General features: G+C 38.7%; 18 protein-coding genes. 4 read left to right on the top strand and 14 right to left on the bottom strand.

What is annotated here, in order from left to right; genetic code table 11:
* Nucleotides 1-3: 3 nt before the first annotated feature.
* From WN948_RS01575 to WN948_RS01630, 12 genes are all read right to left on the bottom strand, one after another.
* On the bottom strand, nucleotides 4-774 hold the full coding sequence (locus WN948_RS01575; RefSeq protein WP_342305237.1) for a hypothetical protein: 771 nt from the start codon (nucleotides 772-774) through the stop codon (nucleotides 4-6).
* A 19-nt stretch (nucleotides 775-793) separates the two neighbouring features.
* Complete coding sequence (locus tag WN948_RS01580) at nucleotides 794-1873, bottom strand: ATPase domain-containing protein (RefSeq protein WP_342305238.1); 1080 nt, start codon at nucleotides 1871-1873, stop codon at nucleotides 794-796.
* Entirely contained in the window at nucleotides 1870-2235 is a 366-nt protein-coding gene (locus tag WN948_RS01585; protein WP_342305240.1) for a hypothetical protein, read from the bottom strand. Before WN948_RS01585 ends, WN948_RS01580 begins: the two co-directional genes overlap by 4 nt.
* A gap of 8 nt (nucleotides 2236-2243) precedes the next feature.
* A complete protein-coding gene (locus WN948_RS01590; RefSeq protein WP_342305241.1) occupies nucleotides 2244-3158 on the bottom strand; it encodes a hypothetical protein in 915 nt (304 codons plus the stop codon).
* 34 nt (nucleotides 3159-3192) lie between these two features.
* A complete protein-coding gene (locus WN948_RS01595) occupies nucleotides 3193-3780 on the bottom strand; it encodes a hypothetical protein (RefSeq protein WP_342305242.1) in 588 nt (195 codons plus the stop codon).
* Nucleotides 3781-4063: 283 nt separating this feature from the next.
* Nucleotides 4064-4936: a hypothetical protein gene (locus WN948_RS01600; RefSeq protein WP_342305243.1), complete on the bottom strand. Its 873-nt coding sequence runs from the start codon at nucleotides 4934-4936 to the stop codon at nucleotides 4064-4066.
* Nucleotides 4937-4965: 29 nt separating this feature from the next.
* Nucleotides 4966-6033, bottom strand: coding sequence for a histone deacetylase (locus tag WN948_RS01605; RefSeq protein WP_342305244.1), 1068 nt, complete (start codon nucleotides 6031-6033; stop codon nucleotides 4966-4968).
* Nucleotides 6030-7985 (bottom strand): histone deacetylase, encoded by a 1956-nt coding sequence (locus WN948_RS01610; protein ID WP_342305245.1) that lies wholly within the window; start codon nucleotides 7983-7985, stop codon nucleotides 6030-6032. The genes WN948_RS01605 and WN948_RS01610 overlap by 4 nt, the downstream gene beginning before the upstream one ends.
* An 18-nt stretch (nucleotides 7986-8003) precedes the next feature.
* Nucleotides 8004-8954 (bottom strand): hypothetical protein, encoded by a 951-nt coding sequence (locus WN948_RS01615; RefSeq protein WP_342305247.1) that lies wholly within the window; start codon nucleotides 8952-8954, stop codon nucleotides 8004-8006.
* Between the two features lie 108 nt (nucleotides 8955-9062).
* On the bottom strand, nucleotides 9063-9734 hold the full coding sequence (locus WN948_RS01620) for a hypothetical protein (protein ID WP_342305249.1): 672 nt from the start codon (nucleotides 9732-9734) through the stop codon (nucleotides 9063-9065).
* A gap of 36 nt (nucleotides 9735-9770) precedes the next feature.
* Nucleotides 9771-10550, bottom strand: coding sequence for an archaellin/type IV pilin N-terminal domain-containing protein (locus tag WN948_RS01625; RefSeq protein ID WP_342305250.1), 780 nt, complete (start codon nucleotides 10548-10550; stop codon nucleotides 9771-9773).
* Nucleotides 10551-10606: 56 nt separating this feature from the next.
* Nucleotides 10607-11419: an archaellin/type IV pilin N-terminal domain-containing protein gene (locus WN948_RS01630; RefSeq protein WP_342305251.1), complete on the bottom strand. Its 813-nt coding sequence runs from the start codon at nucleotides 11417-11419 to the stop codon at nucleotides 10607-10609.
* Between the two features lie 161 nt (nucleotides 11420-11580).
* On the opposite strand from WN948_RS01630, the gene WN948_RS01635 reads away from it, so the two are divergent.
* Both WN948_RS01635 and WN948_RS01640 read left to right on the top strand, forming a co-directional pair.
* Complete coding sequence (locus WN948_RS01635) at nucleotides 11581-12378, top strand: hypothetical protein (protein ID WP_342305252.1); 798 nt, start codon at nucleotides 11581-11583, stop codon at nucleotides 12376-12378.
* Complete coding sequence (locus WN948_RS01640) at nucleotides 12371-12733, top strand: hypothetical protein (protein WP_342305253.1); 363 nt, start codon at nucleotides 12371-12373, stop codon at nucleotides 12731-12733. Before WN948_RS01635 ends, WN948_RS01640 begins: the two co-directional genes overlap by 8 nt.
* Nucleotides 12734-13436: 703 nt before the next feature.
* Here the strand turns inward: WN948_RS01640 and WN948_RS01645 are convergent.
* Together WN948_RS01645 and WN948_RS01650 are read right to left on the bottom strand one after the other, a co-directional pair.
* A complete protein-coding gene (locus WN948_RS01645) occupies nucleotides 13437-14216 on the bottom strand; it encodes an archaellin/type IV pilin N-terminal domain-containing protein (protein ID WP_342305254.1) in 780 nt (259 codons plus the stop codon).
* Nucleotides 14217-14265: 49 nt separating this feature from the next.
* A complete protein-coding gene (locus WN948_RS01650; protein WP_342305255.1) occupies nucleotides 14266-15075 on the bottom strand; it encodes an archaellin/type IV pilin N-terminal domain-containing protein in 810 nt (269 codons plus the stop codon).
* A 173-nt stretch (nucleotides 15076-15248) separates the two neighbouring features.
* Between WN948_RS01650 and WN948_RS01655 the strand changes: the two genes are divergently transcribed.
* Both WN948_RS01655 and WN948_RS01660 read left to right on the top strand, forming a co-directional pair.
* On the top strand, nucleotides 15249-16055 hold the full coding sequence (locus tag WN948_RS01655) for a hypothetical protein (RefSeq protein ID WP_342305256.1): 807 nt from the start codon (nucleotides 15249-15251) through the stop codon (nucleotides 16053-16055).
* A gap of 124 nt (nucleotides 16056-16179) precedes the next feature.
* Nucleotides 16180-16980: an indole-3-glycerol-phosphate synthase gene (locus WN948_RS01660; protein WP_342305257.1), complete on the top strand. Its 801-nt coding sequence runs from the start codon at nucleotides 16180-16182 to the stop codon at nucleotides 16978-16980.
* The last annotated feature ends 20 nt before the right edge of the window (nucleotides 16981-17000 follow it).

A 17000-nucleotide genomic window follows, 5' to 3' on the forward strand; every position in this document is an offset into this window, starting at 1 on the left:
ATATCATACGAAAGACTCAAGTTTGTGATTTATATCCGGTATCCATTCAGCTTCACAGATATCAGCCACATAATCACCATGTAACGGACGTATTTGATCATTGATTATCATTTCAACAAGCAAAGGCCACAGATCTTCTGTCATCCATTTGGGAGATGAGGCAATCTCATTGAAAGCCATTGCAAGTACCTGTTCAACTTCTCCCCTACCCATTACACCTGTGATCTTTTCTTTAATGTCAGCAAGTATCTGCATATTCTTTTTATATTCAGAAGATTGAGTATACATTTCATTGAACACTATCTTAGACAATATACGCAACTCTGCAGCTACTTCTTCAGGATAGGTTGCCAACTGTTCTGCTGTCATAGGACGCTGTTCAAAGATATGCTGCATCACACTTTTAGCGATATCTATCTTGTCCATGTTCTCTGAGAGATCGACCTTTCCTGTAAACAGGGATATTAAAAGCGCACCTCGGCCAACTGAAGAGAAAATGACAGTACCAAAGTCATATTCAATGACCGATTGCTTAAGTCCCATTGCAAGCTGCTGGCTCACATGTAGCAGGTTATGGGTGATAAGGTTTGTAAGCTCAAATATTTTCGGCCCGATACTTTCCGGTATGTAGGATGCATATATCTTTCCGTCTGCACCTGCAAACAAAAGTACATCCACATCACTGGATTGGTGTGTCCTTTTTAGCTGTGCGACCAGAGCAAACTTCAGAAGGGAAACATCCTCAAGGTCATCTTTTGATTTTTTCACTGCCACTTCAACCCACCTCAGGTTATCATTGGATCAATTCTTCCAGTTCACTAAGACTGTCAATTTCTATAAGTCCTTCATCATCTGAGGGCAGTACATCCTCCGGCATAAGCTCGACATCTTCAACTTGCAGGGTTCCACCGGATAGTTCACCGATATCTAATGGGACTTCCGGAGAACTTTCTTCCTCTCCTTTCCTTTTTGCAAGATCCTCTTTGGTTAATGTATCATTCAGACCCTGGGATTCGAAGAAAATCTGCAGCGTTTCCTTTGGAGAGAACGGATATAACCAGTTTTCCTTAACGTAAACAAGACGTTCAAGTATTTTCTCATTGACTCTAAGATCTGCAGCAGTTCTTATAGCTTTATCAAAGACATCATCATACTTGCGTACATCTTCCGCAGACATCAGCGGAGTGGTCCTTACAACAACTCCAACACCACGAACAAATATGTATGGATAGACCTCTTCACCATGTCTAGTCGCACGCATCTTGATGATTTCAAGAGCCCTGTTAAAAGCACCCCCGATTGGTCTGTAACTAAGGTGTACAGCACCATCAGACATGTAAATAGGGATCAACACATCCTCACCGACAGTCTCCCCGGGAGAGGCATGCTCTTCAGTTGTGATAAGAACAGGACCAAGCTGCTTTAAAGTATAGAACAATTTAGTGATAACCTCACGCTGCTCCTGCTTATCCTGTATGGCCCATGTAAGAGGAGTCAATGGATCAATTACAACACGGGTCTTTACTGCATAATTTTGATTGGCAGCTACAAGCGCAGGGAGTTGTTCATCTACAAGCTTTACGAAATCCTTACCTTTTGAGTGGAAAAAGAAAAGCTCCTTTTCATAATACTCATCAAGATTGAAACCCAGCATCTTTGCTTCACGCATAATCTGCTCAGGAGGTTCTTCCATACTAATATAGAGAGCATTCTCGCCATGTTCAAGGCCATAATTCAGATACTGCATGGCAAAGGTAGATTTTCCGGTACCACTTGAACCAACTACCAAAAGAGTTGTGTTGTCACGCACTCCACCTTCAATCACTCTGTCAAGACCTGCAATTCCTGTTGGTATTCTTTTCTCGCTGCTCATACCTGTTCCTCCGGAAATCCTAATTCATTTAAATTACCCAATTCCTTTATCGCAGGATTGGAATCCGATTGTAATGAACCATCTTCAATAGCAAGTATTACTGATTCATTACTGTCAAAAGGAAAGCTTTTTTCGATGTAGACAGACTCGATAGCATGACCCACTATTAACATACGCTCACTAAGCTCAGTCCATCCTGTTTCATTTTTCTTTACAACATTTACTAAAAGAACATTGTTGTTCTTCTGGTCGATCCTTACACATTCGCCCCTGTAATGTGACTTATCCGTGACCACTCTTACAAATTCACCTACAAAATCTCCCAGGTGATTATTCAATGAAACTGACCTGTAACCTGACATTCATATCCCTACTGATTTTTTTTCATTTTTGCAAGAAGCTCGGCAAAACTATCTGTTTTTTTGGCTTCTTCCTGCAATTTTTGCGTTTCCTCGGAGACAGCCGGTTGAGGAGGTACAACCTCATCTTTTTGCTGGTCCTGCACTGTTTTGGCCATTACACCAAATGCACCACCAAAAGTACTATGTTTATCAGCAATTGAAGAGAGTTCTTCCTTGAGTTTCCACGGAGGATCGAATATCTTTTCCTCGACCTTCATGTTACTTGCAAATTGCATGTAAGCATTGCCTATTTCTGATAAACGACCATTTTCCAGTAATTTATATACTGTCAATGCCCTTACCCTGTCCCTTAATTCATTATCGTCAACCGGAGGTTTGAAACCCGAGAGTATCATTTTGTCGTGTTCATCAAGCATTACCTGGTATGCCGATATTGGCTGGAGGTCTACTTTGAACTTGCATACTTCATTGCCATTTTTGATACATTCGATCTCTTCAACGGAACATTCAAGTTCCAGATCCTCCCGGAAGAACCTGTGAAGAGCATCTGTTGTAGCCACACATACTTTCTGATTATTCAATGCCGGATAAAAATTACATACAGGATTATTGGGAACTGCATAAATGTAATGCATTGGAGCATATGAGATCAATTGCATGTTGCCAAGACCTATTTCCCGGAAGAAATCCATGTGGAAACGGTAAAGTGAAGTAGCTCTTATCATCTCAATGGTGCTTGCCTTGAGGAAGTCTCTGGTTCCACCCCACGGAACCTTTGCTTTGGGGAATCTATCACTGATATTTTGCTGTAATTTGAGTAATGCCCCAAAAGCACCCATTGACTGTCCAAAACTGCCATCTGACACAGGAGGGGGACCTCCGGCAGAAGCACTCATGAAAGGAGGAAGACCTGGGTCAGTCACTCAAAAGACCTCCTTTTTGGTGATTAAGTTCATTTCACATCATCTCCCTAATTTGTTTTTGCCCCTGTTCTGTAAGTGCACCTGAAGTATCGCATAGATTTTGCTCCCGTAAGTTCTTGAAACTATTAGCTAGCGTCTCATTGTCGACACCTATGAAGAAAACAAGTTTTTGCGAATCATTCACACCTGTCGAAAGCATGTAAAGAAGCTTTTTATCGACATCAGAAAGAGACTGTTTCTTCGGAGGAGTACCGCACATTGGTTGTAAATAGGCCTTCAATGTATTGATCATCGCTTCATTGCCTGCCAATAATGCAGTAGCTGGAGCTGTTGCCCCTTCTACAACAGATGATGGTTGGAGATAATCGATCATTAATACATGTGAAGTTCCAATCGTCCGCTGTGCCTTTACACGAATTGGATCAGTAACCTCCCTCCCCACCATAGTAATATTTTTCAAAGGTATCGTTATCCATCCCCCACCCTCTGAGAACCATAGGTTCAGGTTGGTAAGATAGAGAACACCTTTTTCCCAATTATCGGAATAAAGGGCATTACCCATCATCACTGCTTTATAAATATAAGTAAGATCGACTTTTGCTATACCCTGCTCTTGAGCCATGTGGAAATACCCCATATAAACAAATTATATATCTAGTATTATAATTATAACTAATATTGTATTAGCCATATTAATAACCTTCTATTGAAAAAAGAGAATAAGTCAATTTTTATTTTATAAATATTTGAATTGATCACTCAAAAACAAAAATATCATTTGAATATTTTAAATAAAATTTTACTTACTAGTCAACAGAATATTTAGGATTTCTACAAGTCAAAACAAAATGGACAGCCTTATACTTGAAAAATTGTGCGGAAAGAAAAAGAAATATACTACTCAATTAACTCTTAAGTGGAAGGAAATACCTTTCAACATTACAACTAGCACAAATAAAAGCAGTGCCTTTCCTCTTACTAGTGACCTGATATTTATGCACTAAACAATGACCACATTTGCAAGGAGACATCATTTTTTGCCCCCCTATGAATTTGCCGTCAAAGATAAAAGATTCCTGCGAATCAAAAATCCCTTTATCCTCTGGCTCCAGTAATACATCCCCTTCATCTTCAGTAGTTGCAACAGTATCCTCAATTAAAGTACATCTGGATGTTGATGATGGATCAGCTTCCTTTTTTGCAGCCTCAAGGCACATCTCTTTTGGGAACAACTTAATCTTACAGGACATTATATTCTCATCAAGCAAAGAAATACCATCATAAGAAAGTGCTTCTTTCTTATTCTCTTTAAGTATCAGATAACCTGGATGATCACTAAGATTTACCAGAGAATTACCAGATGGATCTATAAAACCGAGGGATTCAAAGAATAATTTTGCAGTCTTATTTACAGGCTTTGTAATAACATGACCAAGGAGCACATTAGATATAAGGAAAAACATATTCTTTCCCATACCTTTCCTTGCAAACTGTGGAGAGATCTCAATACCACGTAAAACATAAACAGGTTTCCCATCTCTTGAAGGAGAACTCCATTTTTCATTCATGGACCATCCAACAACAGTGTTACCTGATATTGCCAGTACTAATGCCACAGTAGGTCTTTTAAGCCAGCTTTGGAAATTTGCGAAATAATCAGCCATACCAAGATATTTCCTGAAGTAACTGAATTCCCCTATCTGTAACTTGTCAAGCTCAAAAGCATGTTCAAGTTTACAAAAGGATATGCCATCATCAGTTCTTGCAAGTTCAAACATTTAATCAACTACCTTTTTTAAGTAAGGGTTCACAAACCCCAGTATGGACCTAATCTCATTTTCAGAAGGGCCAAGTTATTATTGAAATCTTCCCTGGTTTTCACATGCCTTGAAGCAAGCAGGTCTATCAGGTCCATATCATCCGTAATGTTGTTTTCACCAGCCAATGCCCTCAGGACTACTGATGTTAGCAGACCAAGATCATCATGATAACCGCCTTCCAGCAAAGATACAATGCTCCATTTACTTGCTAATTTAAATATAATTTGGTAGTACCCATCAATTGTAAGATTCAGTTTTGTCAGAGCATCTTTATGATAAGCATCAAAACCACATTCAAGTATAACGATTTGCGGATCGAATTTTGTTAGTACTTTTTCCACCACTTCATCATAGAAGACATTATATTCGGGATTGCTTGCTTCAGGAGGCATCTCCATATTAATACAAGACCCAAGTGCAGGCCTGACACCGATATCCCGGATAAAACCCTTGTAAGGATAAAGGGTTGACTGGTCCTGGTGAATAGATATGCAAAGGACGCTGGGATCAGCTTCAAATACCGACTGAGTACCATCAGAAGCATGGGCGTCAATATTTACTATTGCAATTCGCTCAAGTCCATGCACTTCCTGAAGATAGCGGGCAAGTACTCCGGAATTATTGAAAATGCAGAATCCGCTGGAAGTAGCAGGGCCAGCATGATGACCAGGCGGACGTATCAGAGCGAAAGAATGCTTGCACTTGCCAGTAATAACAAGATCACCTGCATTCAGAACACATCCTGTAGCATCTAACAGTACTTCAAAAGAAGAAGGACATAAATATACATCTTTACCCAGACTTAGCTGAGAATTTTTTGTGCATGCCTTTACAAATTCAACATATTCATTTGTGTGAACTCGCAAAACATCCCTGACTATTGCGGGCTGTGATTCAAATATATGACACCTGTCACCATCAAGTAGACCTGTTGATTCCAAATATTCCAGAATATCCTTTAAGCGGGATGGGCTTTCAGGACAGGGAAAACCATTAAGCAATGAATCGTGCAAGTAGTGACTCTCATTAATAGTAAGACCAACATGAACCATCATGACACCTGCAAGGAAAGAATAGGGCTATGCTTTTTCGATTCTTCTATCTTCTTTTGTGTGGCGGCAAATATTTGCTTTTGCTGATTCATCTTATAGCTTGAGATTTCCTGACGGTCACTTACAGGATTGGGATTCCCATGAAGGGAACTAAGAACACTATGACATAGCTGGCCATTGAAATCATGATAGCCACCTTCCATCAGAAAGACCATTGGGCCAGAAAACACTGAACATACCTTTGTTGTCATCTGATGATAACCATCTGAATCCAACATCAAACCAATATTCTTTTCCCGATAATATGCATCGAAGCCGCAGCTGAATATAATTATCTCTGGAGCAAACTGACTGATCATAGGTACAATAGTCTCATCAAACGCCAGCATATATTCATCATTGCCGGAACCTTCTGGCATTTCAACATTCAAAGTGTACCCTTTGCCTGCATTTTCCCCTGTCTGGGTACTAAACCCTTTACGAGGGTAAAAACCATGAGGATCCCGATGAACTGACAGGAACATGACAGTCGGATCTTCATAGAATATCTCCATAGTACCGTCGCCTGCATGGGCATCCCAGTCAAGTATCAGTATTTTTCCCACATTCCTGCGCTTTTGCAGGTATTTTGCAAGGATCGCTGCATTATTGAAAAGACAAAAACCCCCATACTTCTGGGAACTTGCATGATGACCAGGTGGACGCGCTAATACAAAAGCATGAGAGAACTTATTATCCATAAGCAGATCACCGGCTTTCATAGCTGCACCAGCCGCCATCTTTGCAATATCGTATGATGTGGAAGTCATGTAAGTACTATCACCTAAAAAACCTCCGCCTGCACTTGCATAGGAACGAACGAATGAGATATATGATTCATCGTGCACCCTCAAAAGATCAGACTCATCGGCCATCTCAAATTTATCAATAAATGTACATGTGCCATCCTCGAAGACCTTATTCTTCTCCAGATACCACATAGCTTTAATCAGACGCTCAGGTTTCTCATGAGTATTAATGGACAAAGAAGCAGCATCGTGACTTCTATGATCCTTGTTGTAAAGGAAAGCAATCGTTGTAGGATTATCAGGAACATTTTCCTTTGGCTTTTCTGAAACCCTGTGTGCCTTTACATTTTCCGAAATACCTGAAGAAGATGAGATAGGCGAAGCGCTCTTAGGCTGTTGCACTTTCGATTTACCAATGATTGTAGTTTCTTTTGGTTCAAAGGATATAGTAAAGGAAGGAACTGGAGATGATGACACAATTCCAGCATCATTGTTCTTGACCTGTGGTTCTTCTGATTCCAATTTGGGTTTGACAGGTTGTTCCTGTAGTTTTTTTGTAATAGCAGCAGATAAAACTGCCTTTTCAGAACCAGAAATCTTGGATAGTTTGAGTTCTGATTCATTCAAACCAGGTTTATCGTGCACATGCAATGGAGTATCAGATGAACTGGTATTTTCAACCATAGAAAATGAAGGATTGAAACCTTTAGGAGTCTTTTTCAAAATATCGGAAACAACTTCTAAGTAGTGCGATTCCCCTTCATCCTCTGCAGTGTCATCTGTTTCATTTACTTCAATTTCAACAGATTGGTATTGAACATCATCAAAAACACCGGAAAGAACACTCGGTACTTGTGTGTTGACATTAATGTTATCAGGCTCATCATCTTCTGAAAAAACCGATATTTCACATTCAATATTAACAATCTCTTTTGCAGGGATGTCTACATCGATTCCCTCATGGTCAGCCTCTTCAACATGACTTTGTTTTTCAGCTATACCAGAACGCACCAATTCAAGAAGAGAATCATTTTCTGATGTATCTGTCTCTTTTGCTATTGATTCGCTTCCATCAAGATAAGAGGAAAATGCATCATTCAGTTTTTTCATAATATCTGTAGAAACGTTCTTTGAAGAATCTCCTGCTTCATTATTATCTGATGACATCAATATGCCCCCCAATTATTATTGGACCTGCATCCATACAGGATCAAGCACACCGATATATTTTGTATCCATGTACTCAAATACCACAGTTGGCTCTTCGATGGATGCCCAGCCAGCAAGTTTAGGTTTTACTATCCATGTCCTTTTTGCAGTTTCACCTGGAGCAATGTTATTAAAAAAGAGATCTACTTTCTCCGGTTCAAGAGAACTGCCAAATTTAGCTTTCATTGCAAAATTAACATAGGGTTTTTGAGTAAAATTCTTGACCCAGACATCAATGCTTGTAGCATTGCCAACAGTAACCTGTTGTGCCGGGACGAACCTGACATATTGCGCAATGGCCTCTTTTTGCATAGGAACTGCGCCTGAAACATCTATTGTGCGGCTATTTTCCTTTTTCTTAGCTTTGTCCTTTTTGTCCAGATAGACTCCTGACCCAAGCATGGCAAAAGCAAGTACACTTATAAGGGGAGCATTATCAACAATTACATCAATTGATGTGCCTTCAACCTCAATATCCACAGTCTCAGAATTTTCAAGAGTCAATGGCACAGTAAAAGAAACCCGCGTTATTACCCAGCCTAATTCACTGTTCTGTAATCTGAAATAAACAGGAACGATATTTGCACCTTTCGCGTTTCCTGAAAGATCAAGTGTGGATACTGAACATTCAACTTTTACGACCGCAAGATCACCAACGATATCCTGGGAAATGATAGTGCTCTCTGCAATACTTCCTGGTTCCATACCCTTATTCTCAAAGCTCATCTTAATACTTGCAGTTGCAAGAAAATCCTTACCCTGATACATGCTAAAAGGAGTATTATAATCACCTTCATTGATAGCGTCTAAAAAAACAAGCACTTTCGAAGGAACCTCTTCTTCAGGAGATTTACTGACACAACCACTACTATATATGCTAATCAGGATAACGAACAATAAGATCATAGAACAATACTTGTGTTTCATTTAAGCACCTGAGGTAATAGAATATTATTATCAACTTAATATAATATACACATAGTACTTAATTATATCCATTATATAAATATATAATATGTATTAGAAAAGTAGTCATCAAAATAAAGAAGGAAATAAAGATAAGTCTGCAATAAAAGAAGACTTATAAGTATCAATTGAAACAGCATACTCGAACGTCTGGCGTCCTTCTGTTATATAAGAGCGTATCCCACTACGACCTTCAAGTAGCACCCGGCCATCATGCCTGCTTTGCACGAGATAATCCAACCCGTCAACATTTAAGATTTGTGTGCCTTGTGGAATGGAAATTGACATGCGTTCTATAGATGGATGTCCAAGTACCCATACGCTATGTTTTCCTGTTGCCAAAGAAACTGATAAGTTATAGCGTATATTAGTCTGAACACGTATTTCAGAACTACCCACAGAACCTTCAGCACCCATCACTTCAAGGTTGAAAGAGCTTATTGACAGAGGTATATCACCATCGTCAATAATAATATATCCAAGGTATCGACCACTATTATTTGTTGCAAACTCATTTACGAACATATCTACTTCAAGTGTGCTTACTTCACCATTTTCATCAACATCCAGACCGGTTCTGAAAACATCTGCATCAACACCAGTGTAGAATTCATTAATGACAAAATCAACTGACGTATCCTGAATATTTAAGTCGTTCGTAAATGAGGCTTCAGCCGTTACATTTGAAATGAAAAATAACGAAATCACAATAAAAAGTGTTAAAAGAATCTTTTCTGACATACTAACCCTCAAAAAGTAAAGGTGAATATAATCACCTTATGGATATAATTGTATCGTTTCTCTAGTACCATATGAAGACGGAGTAATAAATTCCGCAATCGTCATAGCTCCAGCTTCCGGAGTCATCACTATGCTAACAGAAGCACGAGGAGCAATATCAAGATTGGAATCTTTCTGATCACCCGAAGTTGATACCCCACTTATTGTCGTATAAGAAAGGTCAGTATCAGAAACAACGGATATATACATTGTCACCAGATCTCCTGTATTCATTATCGGATTAGCCTGTGAGAATGAAAGGTCTTCATCCCTTATCTTTTGAACAGTGAAGAAGTACTTTGCATTATCACCAGGACTAGCCTGAGTACCCGTTAACAGCTTACCCAGATTCGCACTTGCTGACGCAGATGACGAAAAGTTAGCCATGGAATTACCATATGTTTTATCGTTATTGCCATATAGAAGATCATTTGTGTTTGAACCATCTGACAAAGTTATTATCAACTGATTCAGATCAACTGGAGAGCTCCCCACATTCAATCCAACCTTCACCTTTAAAAGTGAAATATCGGAAGACATAACTGTTGACGAATTCTTTGCACGTACGCCCTCTATACTTTTTACAATAAGATTTGATGATACTTCCTGAGTTGCCTGCTTACCGGTAGATTGAGCCTGTTGTTGCAGTACACCAGAAGTCTGGATAAGTACCGATGCAGCAACTGCAGCAATCAGAACCATCGCTATGAAAATAATAAGGGTACCAATGCCCACTTGGGCAGTGTTATTCTTTAAAAGCTTTACATCAGAATTCATTAGAACCCCTCAATATAAAAATATGCAATGGGTTACCACTGCATATCTGAAATACATTATGGATAAAGCTGTACTGTTTCCTTAACACCATATGATGACGGAGCAACGAAATCAGCCGTAGTTGCAGCACCGGATTCAGGCGTCAGTACAATATTGACAGTGGTCCTTGGAACCAGATTAAGACCTGATTGATTAAGCCCACCAGTAGATACATCTGAACTACCTACTGTAGAATAACCTGTAGAAGCTGCTGAATCGGATGTTGTTGCAATATAGAGAGTAATCAAATCCCCTGTATTCATTACAGGATTATTTTGAGAGAATGAAGCATCCTCATCACGTATCTTCTCTACGGTGAAGTAATGATCAGAATTGTTGAATTCACTAGTTACATTAGTTACACCAGTCAGAAGAGTTACCAAATTCACACTTGCACCCGTAGTGAAACCAGTCATAAAACCATTATCATTTCCAGTGGAAGCATAGGATTTCTTGTTTCCCGCATATACAAGATTGTTTGCAGTAGTACCGTCAGTAATTGAAACTACTACCTGGTTTACATCTACAGGAGCACTACCCACATTAAGGCCAACTTTTAGTTTCAAAAGGTCAACCGTATTTGAGATAAGCACAGGTGAATTTTTGGCGCGAACACCTTCTACACCCTTGACCATCAGGTTAGATGAAACTTCCTGAGTTGCCTGTTTTCCTGTGGACTGAGCTTTCTGCTGGAGTACACCGGATGTCTGAATTAGAACTGCCGCAGCAACTGCTGCAACAAGCACCATTGCAATGAATATGATAAGAGTACCTATACCCACCTGGGCATGTGTATCTTTTTTCATTATCAATCTTTTGTTTGCTTTCATGTAATATCCTCCTATAAATCCAAATATATGGATGTGTTATTATAACATTCAATAATATATATATTAATTGGTTGGAAATATCAAACAGCAAACATTAAAGTTACAGAATTAGCAAATATTATATATTAACAATGTATAAATAAAAGTATATGAGGGATTAAATGAATGCGGGCCTATTACTAAATGCAACTATATGTTTTGCAATTACAATATCATCATTTGCTTTTGCATGGGTACTGGCACGTAGCGAGCAGGAACACTCAGAAAAAAGCAAACCAGCACTTTGGTCATTAGTTATCTTATGGTCTCTTGTGGGCCTTACATATCTACCCACCACAATAAGAATGATCGCTGCATATCTGGATATGCCCACACTTGATTTTATGATGTATAACCTTTCAGCAATACCATTCTCATTTGTCACTGTCCCCCTGGTATTTTTCATAATGTATGTAATAGTAGGGGACAAAAAAATAAGCGCTTACACATCATTACTTTTTGTTTTTTTTGGATTTGCATACCTGACCTTTTTGTACACAAAAGGAGTTATCGGGCCTGAAGTTTCAACTGTATCATCCCTCTTTATGATCAACAGTGAAATTGCAATAAACATCTACCTGGTAGGTCTTTTTGTAATTCCAACTGCAATGATACTTGGTCTCCTGTTTTTGATCTTCCTCCAGCGTATGCCGAAAAGACTCAGATACAGAACTGCACTACCACTGGTAGCAATATCATTCGTTTTTGATTTTATGCTCACGGACATGATAACTTTGACAGATGTCATGCAACTGGCTGCAAGGATATTTGTGCTTATCGGAACAGTTCAGGCATTCCTGGCATATTTCCCACCATTGACATTACAGGAAAAATTGGGAATAAAAAAATACTCATACGAATTATATGAAAATGAAGAAGACATCGATAGTAACAATGAAGAGGAGGAACTCGATGTCTGAAGAGATAGATGTTGCACTGGAACAGGAAGTAGCCGAGTTTTACCAGTCATTGGGAATACACCAGGGACCTGGCGACATGCAGTACAGGATAATACTGAAAGTCCTTGGAAAAAATGAAGGCAAGATCACAGAATTTGCAGATATCAGAAAGTATACTGACCAATTTGCAGATAAAGGAAGTATCGGAAGCAAAATGAAAACAGTATTCCAGCTTGAAGGTCTGGCTGAAAAGGTCAAAAGAGGTGGATACATCATTACGGATAAAGGAGTTACAGCAGCCAACTTCCTCAAAGATAGTACTGCATTCTACAAAAAGAACAAAAGAATGGGTGAGATCATAGAAAGGATGCCTTGAAAAGGGTACTCTTTTTAATATATTGTTTTAGCCCGAACTTACTTATAATAATTACTTTTTTATTCTGAATCAGCAAATGTGGGATTTGCTGAAAAATACACAACCCGGTAATAGATATCTTATCTGTGATTTTAACAATCAGCACCTCCGCCTGATTAAAAAAGGTGACGAACTAAAATATTGGAAACAAAAATGTATTCATGCATAGTGGCTATTATCCTTCCCCATGTTCATGAACTTCTACTAACGCACCAAATAAAGGAATCAATGCCATATAATATCAATATACTTACACGTTAGTGAAACAAGGTATTGATCAGGTAATAATAGGTCTGAGAATTATCAGCAGTGCACACTGAACAAAGTTCACACATTTTGCAATATATCGTAAAACGAACTGAATAATGTAATAAAAAATTGATACGCTAATCAAAAAAACCTGAATACAAGCATTAAAGTGCTTAAGAGATAAATGAAAAAAGAAAGGTAACTATTCAGCCTGATAAAAACACTATCAATAGCAATCTTGACAAAAAGTTGAGACCTACATTTTATTAGGATCATTAATTTTGATTGTTGCCATTGATTGCTTTTTTGATTCTTAGGTTGTTAGTGAGCAAACATCTCCGTTTTGATTAAATCAGTATCAATAGGCTAATTGTGGTAGGCTGAATAGTTACAAAGAAAGGTGATAGATATCACCTTATGGATACAATTGTACTGTTTCCTTTATACCATATGAAGATGGTGTTACAAATTCTGCAGTTGTTGCTGCACCAGATTCAGGCGTGAGTACTATGTTAACAACAGTCCTCGGCTCAATTACAAGACCAGTGGACTTAAGTGCAGACACAGTTGCAGTGCCCATCTTAGTATAAGCAGTGTCACCTACAGCAACAGTCGAAATGTAGAACGTAACAAGGTCACCAGTATTCATCACAGGTTTCCCCTGAGTAAAGGAACCATCTTCATCACGAATTTTCTCTACAGTATAGAAATACTTGGCATTGTCACCAGGGGTAGTCTGGGTATCTTCCAGCATTTTCAACAGATTCGCGGCTCCTGTGGCAGTACTACTGAAGTTCGCCATAGCATTACCATATGTTTTCTCATTGTTTGCATAAATCAGGTTATTTGTAGTAGTACCATCTGTAATGGAAATAACAACCTGATTCACATCAACCGGAGAACTGCCTACGTTCAAAGCAACCTTTAGTCTCAACAGTGAAACATTATCTGCCATGCTAGTTGAATTTATCTTTGCACGCACGCCCTCAATATTCTTAACCATCAGGTTAGACGAAACTTCCTGAGTTGCCTCTTTACCAGTAGACTGAGCTTTCTGCTGGAGTACACCAGACGTCTGGATAAGGACTGCTGCAGCGACTGCTGCCACCAGTACCATGGCAATGAAAATTATAAGGGTCCCAATACCAACTTGAGCACCTGTATCCGAATTCATCATTCTTTTGTTTGCTTTCATGTTATTAACTCCTTAAAAGATAAATGCGAAAATATCGCACAAATCCTTGTTATGGATACAGTTGCACAGTCTCCTTTACACCATATGATGACGGAGCAACGAAATCAGCAGTTGTTGCTGCACCGGATTCTGGTGTGAGAACTATATTAACAGTTGCTCTTGGAACAAGATTGAGACCGGAATCATCAAGACCAGCACTCACGTTAGAACTTCCAACTTGTGAGTAAAGAGTTGCAGTGTCTGAAGTCGTGGCAATATATAATGTGATTAGATCACCAGTGTTCATGACCGGATTACTTTGAGAGAATGAAGCATCCTCATCACGAATCTTTTCAACAGTAAAGTATTTCTGAGAATTTGTCAATTCAACACCGCTTATATTCGTTTTTCCAGTCAGAAGGGTTGCCAGGTTAGTAGCTGTATTTGAGAAACTGAAAGGATTCATTTCCCCATCAGAATTACCTGTGGATGCATAAGATTTTTCGTTGCCTGCATATACAAGATTGTTTGCAGTAGTACCATCAGTAATTGAAACAACTACCTGATTAACATCTACCGGAGCACTTCCAACATTAAGCCCCACTTTGAGCTTGAGAAGATCTACTGTAGAAGACATATCCACTGATGTGTTTTTGGCACGTACGCCTTCTACACCCTTAACCATCAGGTTAGATGAAACTTCCTGAGTTGCCTGTTTTCCTGTGGACTGAGCTTTTTGCTGAAGTACACCGGATGTCTGAATGAGCACAGCAGCTGCAACTGCTGCAACGAGCACCATTGCGATGAATATGATAAGAGTACCAATTCCCACCTGGGCTCTAGTATTTTTGTTTAAATGTAATGCTTTGTTTGCTTTCATGTACGATCCTCCTCTTATATCCTACTAATTTTGGATATATTACTATTATAGTAATAATTAATATAAATACCATTTGGTTGGAAATATCAAACGCCAAACAAGTAACAATTACACAAAATACTATACAATGAAAATATATAAATAAAATAAATCAAATACAAGTATAGACAGAGATGAACTCAGGACTATTATTAAATGGCACAATATGTTTTGCAATCACACTCTCATCCCTCGCATTTGCATGGGTGCTTTCCAGGAATAAGGAAAGATATAAAGAGAATAGCAAACCTGCTCTTTTTTCACTTATGGTATTCTGGTTAATTGTAGGACTGACATACCTGCCAACAGCAGTGAGGATGTTCATTGCTTATTTGGGAAACCAGGAAATGGACGCCACCCTATATTTCATAACAGCAATTCCGTTTGCATTTATACCAGTTCCACTGGTCTTTTTCATAATATATGTGATAACAGGTAGCACAAGAGTTGGAGAATATATTGCACTGATATTCACCCTAATAGGAGCAGCTTATCTTGCTTTTTTGTATAGCAGTGGAATAGTAGGACCCGTAGTGACTGAATGGGGCTCCATATTCATGATTAACAGTGATGCCGCCATAAACCTTTACCTCATGGGTCTGTTTGTCATACCTACTTCAATGATACTTGGGCTTTTGCTACTCATATTCTTGCAAAGGATGCCAAAAAGGATACGTTATAGAACAGCCCTTCCACTTGTTGCCATATCATTTGTCTTTGACTTCATGCTTACAGATATGATTGCAATAGTAGATGTGATGCAGATGTTTGCAAGATTATTTGTTTTAATAGGAACTGTTCTTGCATATCTTGCATATTTCCCGCCAATTACAATTCAGGAAAAATTAGGCATTCAGGAACATATGGCTGATATTCATTATAATGGACAGAAAGATCCCAATATAGACTTCTTCTTAAAAGATAAAAGTGGGAACCCTTAATGCAAACCTATTCATTAAGAAGGCCATAGAGTATCATTATTAAATAGGACTATGCGCCGATATTTTTAAATACATTGACATCCATGTACATCTTTGCACATTACAGCACACAAGTGGTTACTCAATGCACTCGGTTATCAATAATATAGTGAAATCTACTGAAAACAGAATCTCAAAAATTAAAACTGATACTGGACAGAAGGTAAATTTAAAAAATACGGATGAAAAAAGAGACATTATCAATGCCATTAAAGAAAAGAAAAAAGAAAAAAAGGTTGCCGTCATAGCTGAAGTAAAACCAGCTTCACCTGGAAAAAAATTAATGGACATATTACCGGATGATGCTGCAAGGATAGCAAAAGAGATGGAAAGAGCCGGCGCTGTTGCGATATCTGTGCTTACAGAACCAGAATTTTTCCATGGGTCGACCAATAATCTCGAAGCTGTCAGAAAAAAGGTACCTTTACCAGTATTACGTAAAGATTTCATCGTCAATAAAGTCCAGTTTGATGAGATAGAAAGTGACCTTATATTACTAATCGCAGGTATTCTTAGAAATACTCTTGGTAAAATGGTAGATCTGGCTATATCAAAAGGATTTGAACCACTTGTAGAGGTACATAACAAAGATGAGCTTGCAGAAGCCCTTAAAACAAATGCAAGAATCATCGGCATCAATAACCGAAATCTTAGTACTCTGGAGATCAATCTGGACACCACCATTAAACTTGCTCCGATTATAAGGGATTTTGACAAAACCAACGACACATACCACATCATAGTTAGTGAAAGTGGAATATACAGCATAGAAGATATTAAAATGGTTATTGAGGCAGGAGCAGATGCAGTGCTTGTGGGCACTTCAATAATCAAAAGTGGTGACATATACACAAAAACAAAGGAACTTGTTGATGCACTTGATTAATTAAAGAGATGGAGGAAGAT

It is taken from the genome of Methanolobus sp. ZRKC5 (genome assembly GCF_038446525.1).
GTDB lineage: Archaea > Halobacteriota > Methanosarcinia > Methanosarcinales > Methanosarcinaceae > Methanolobus.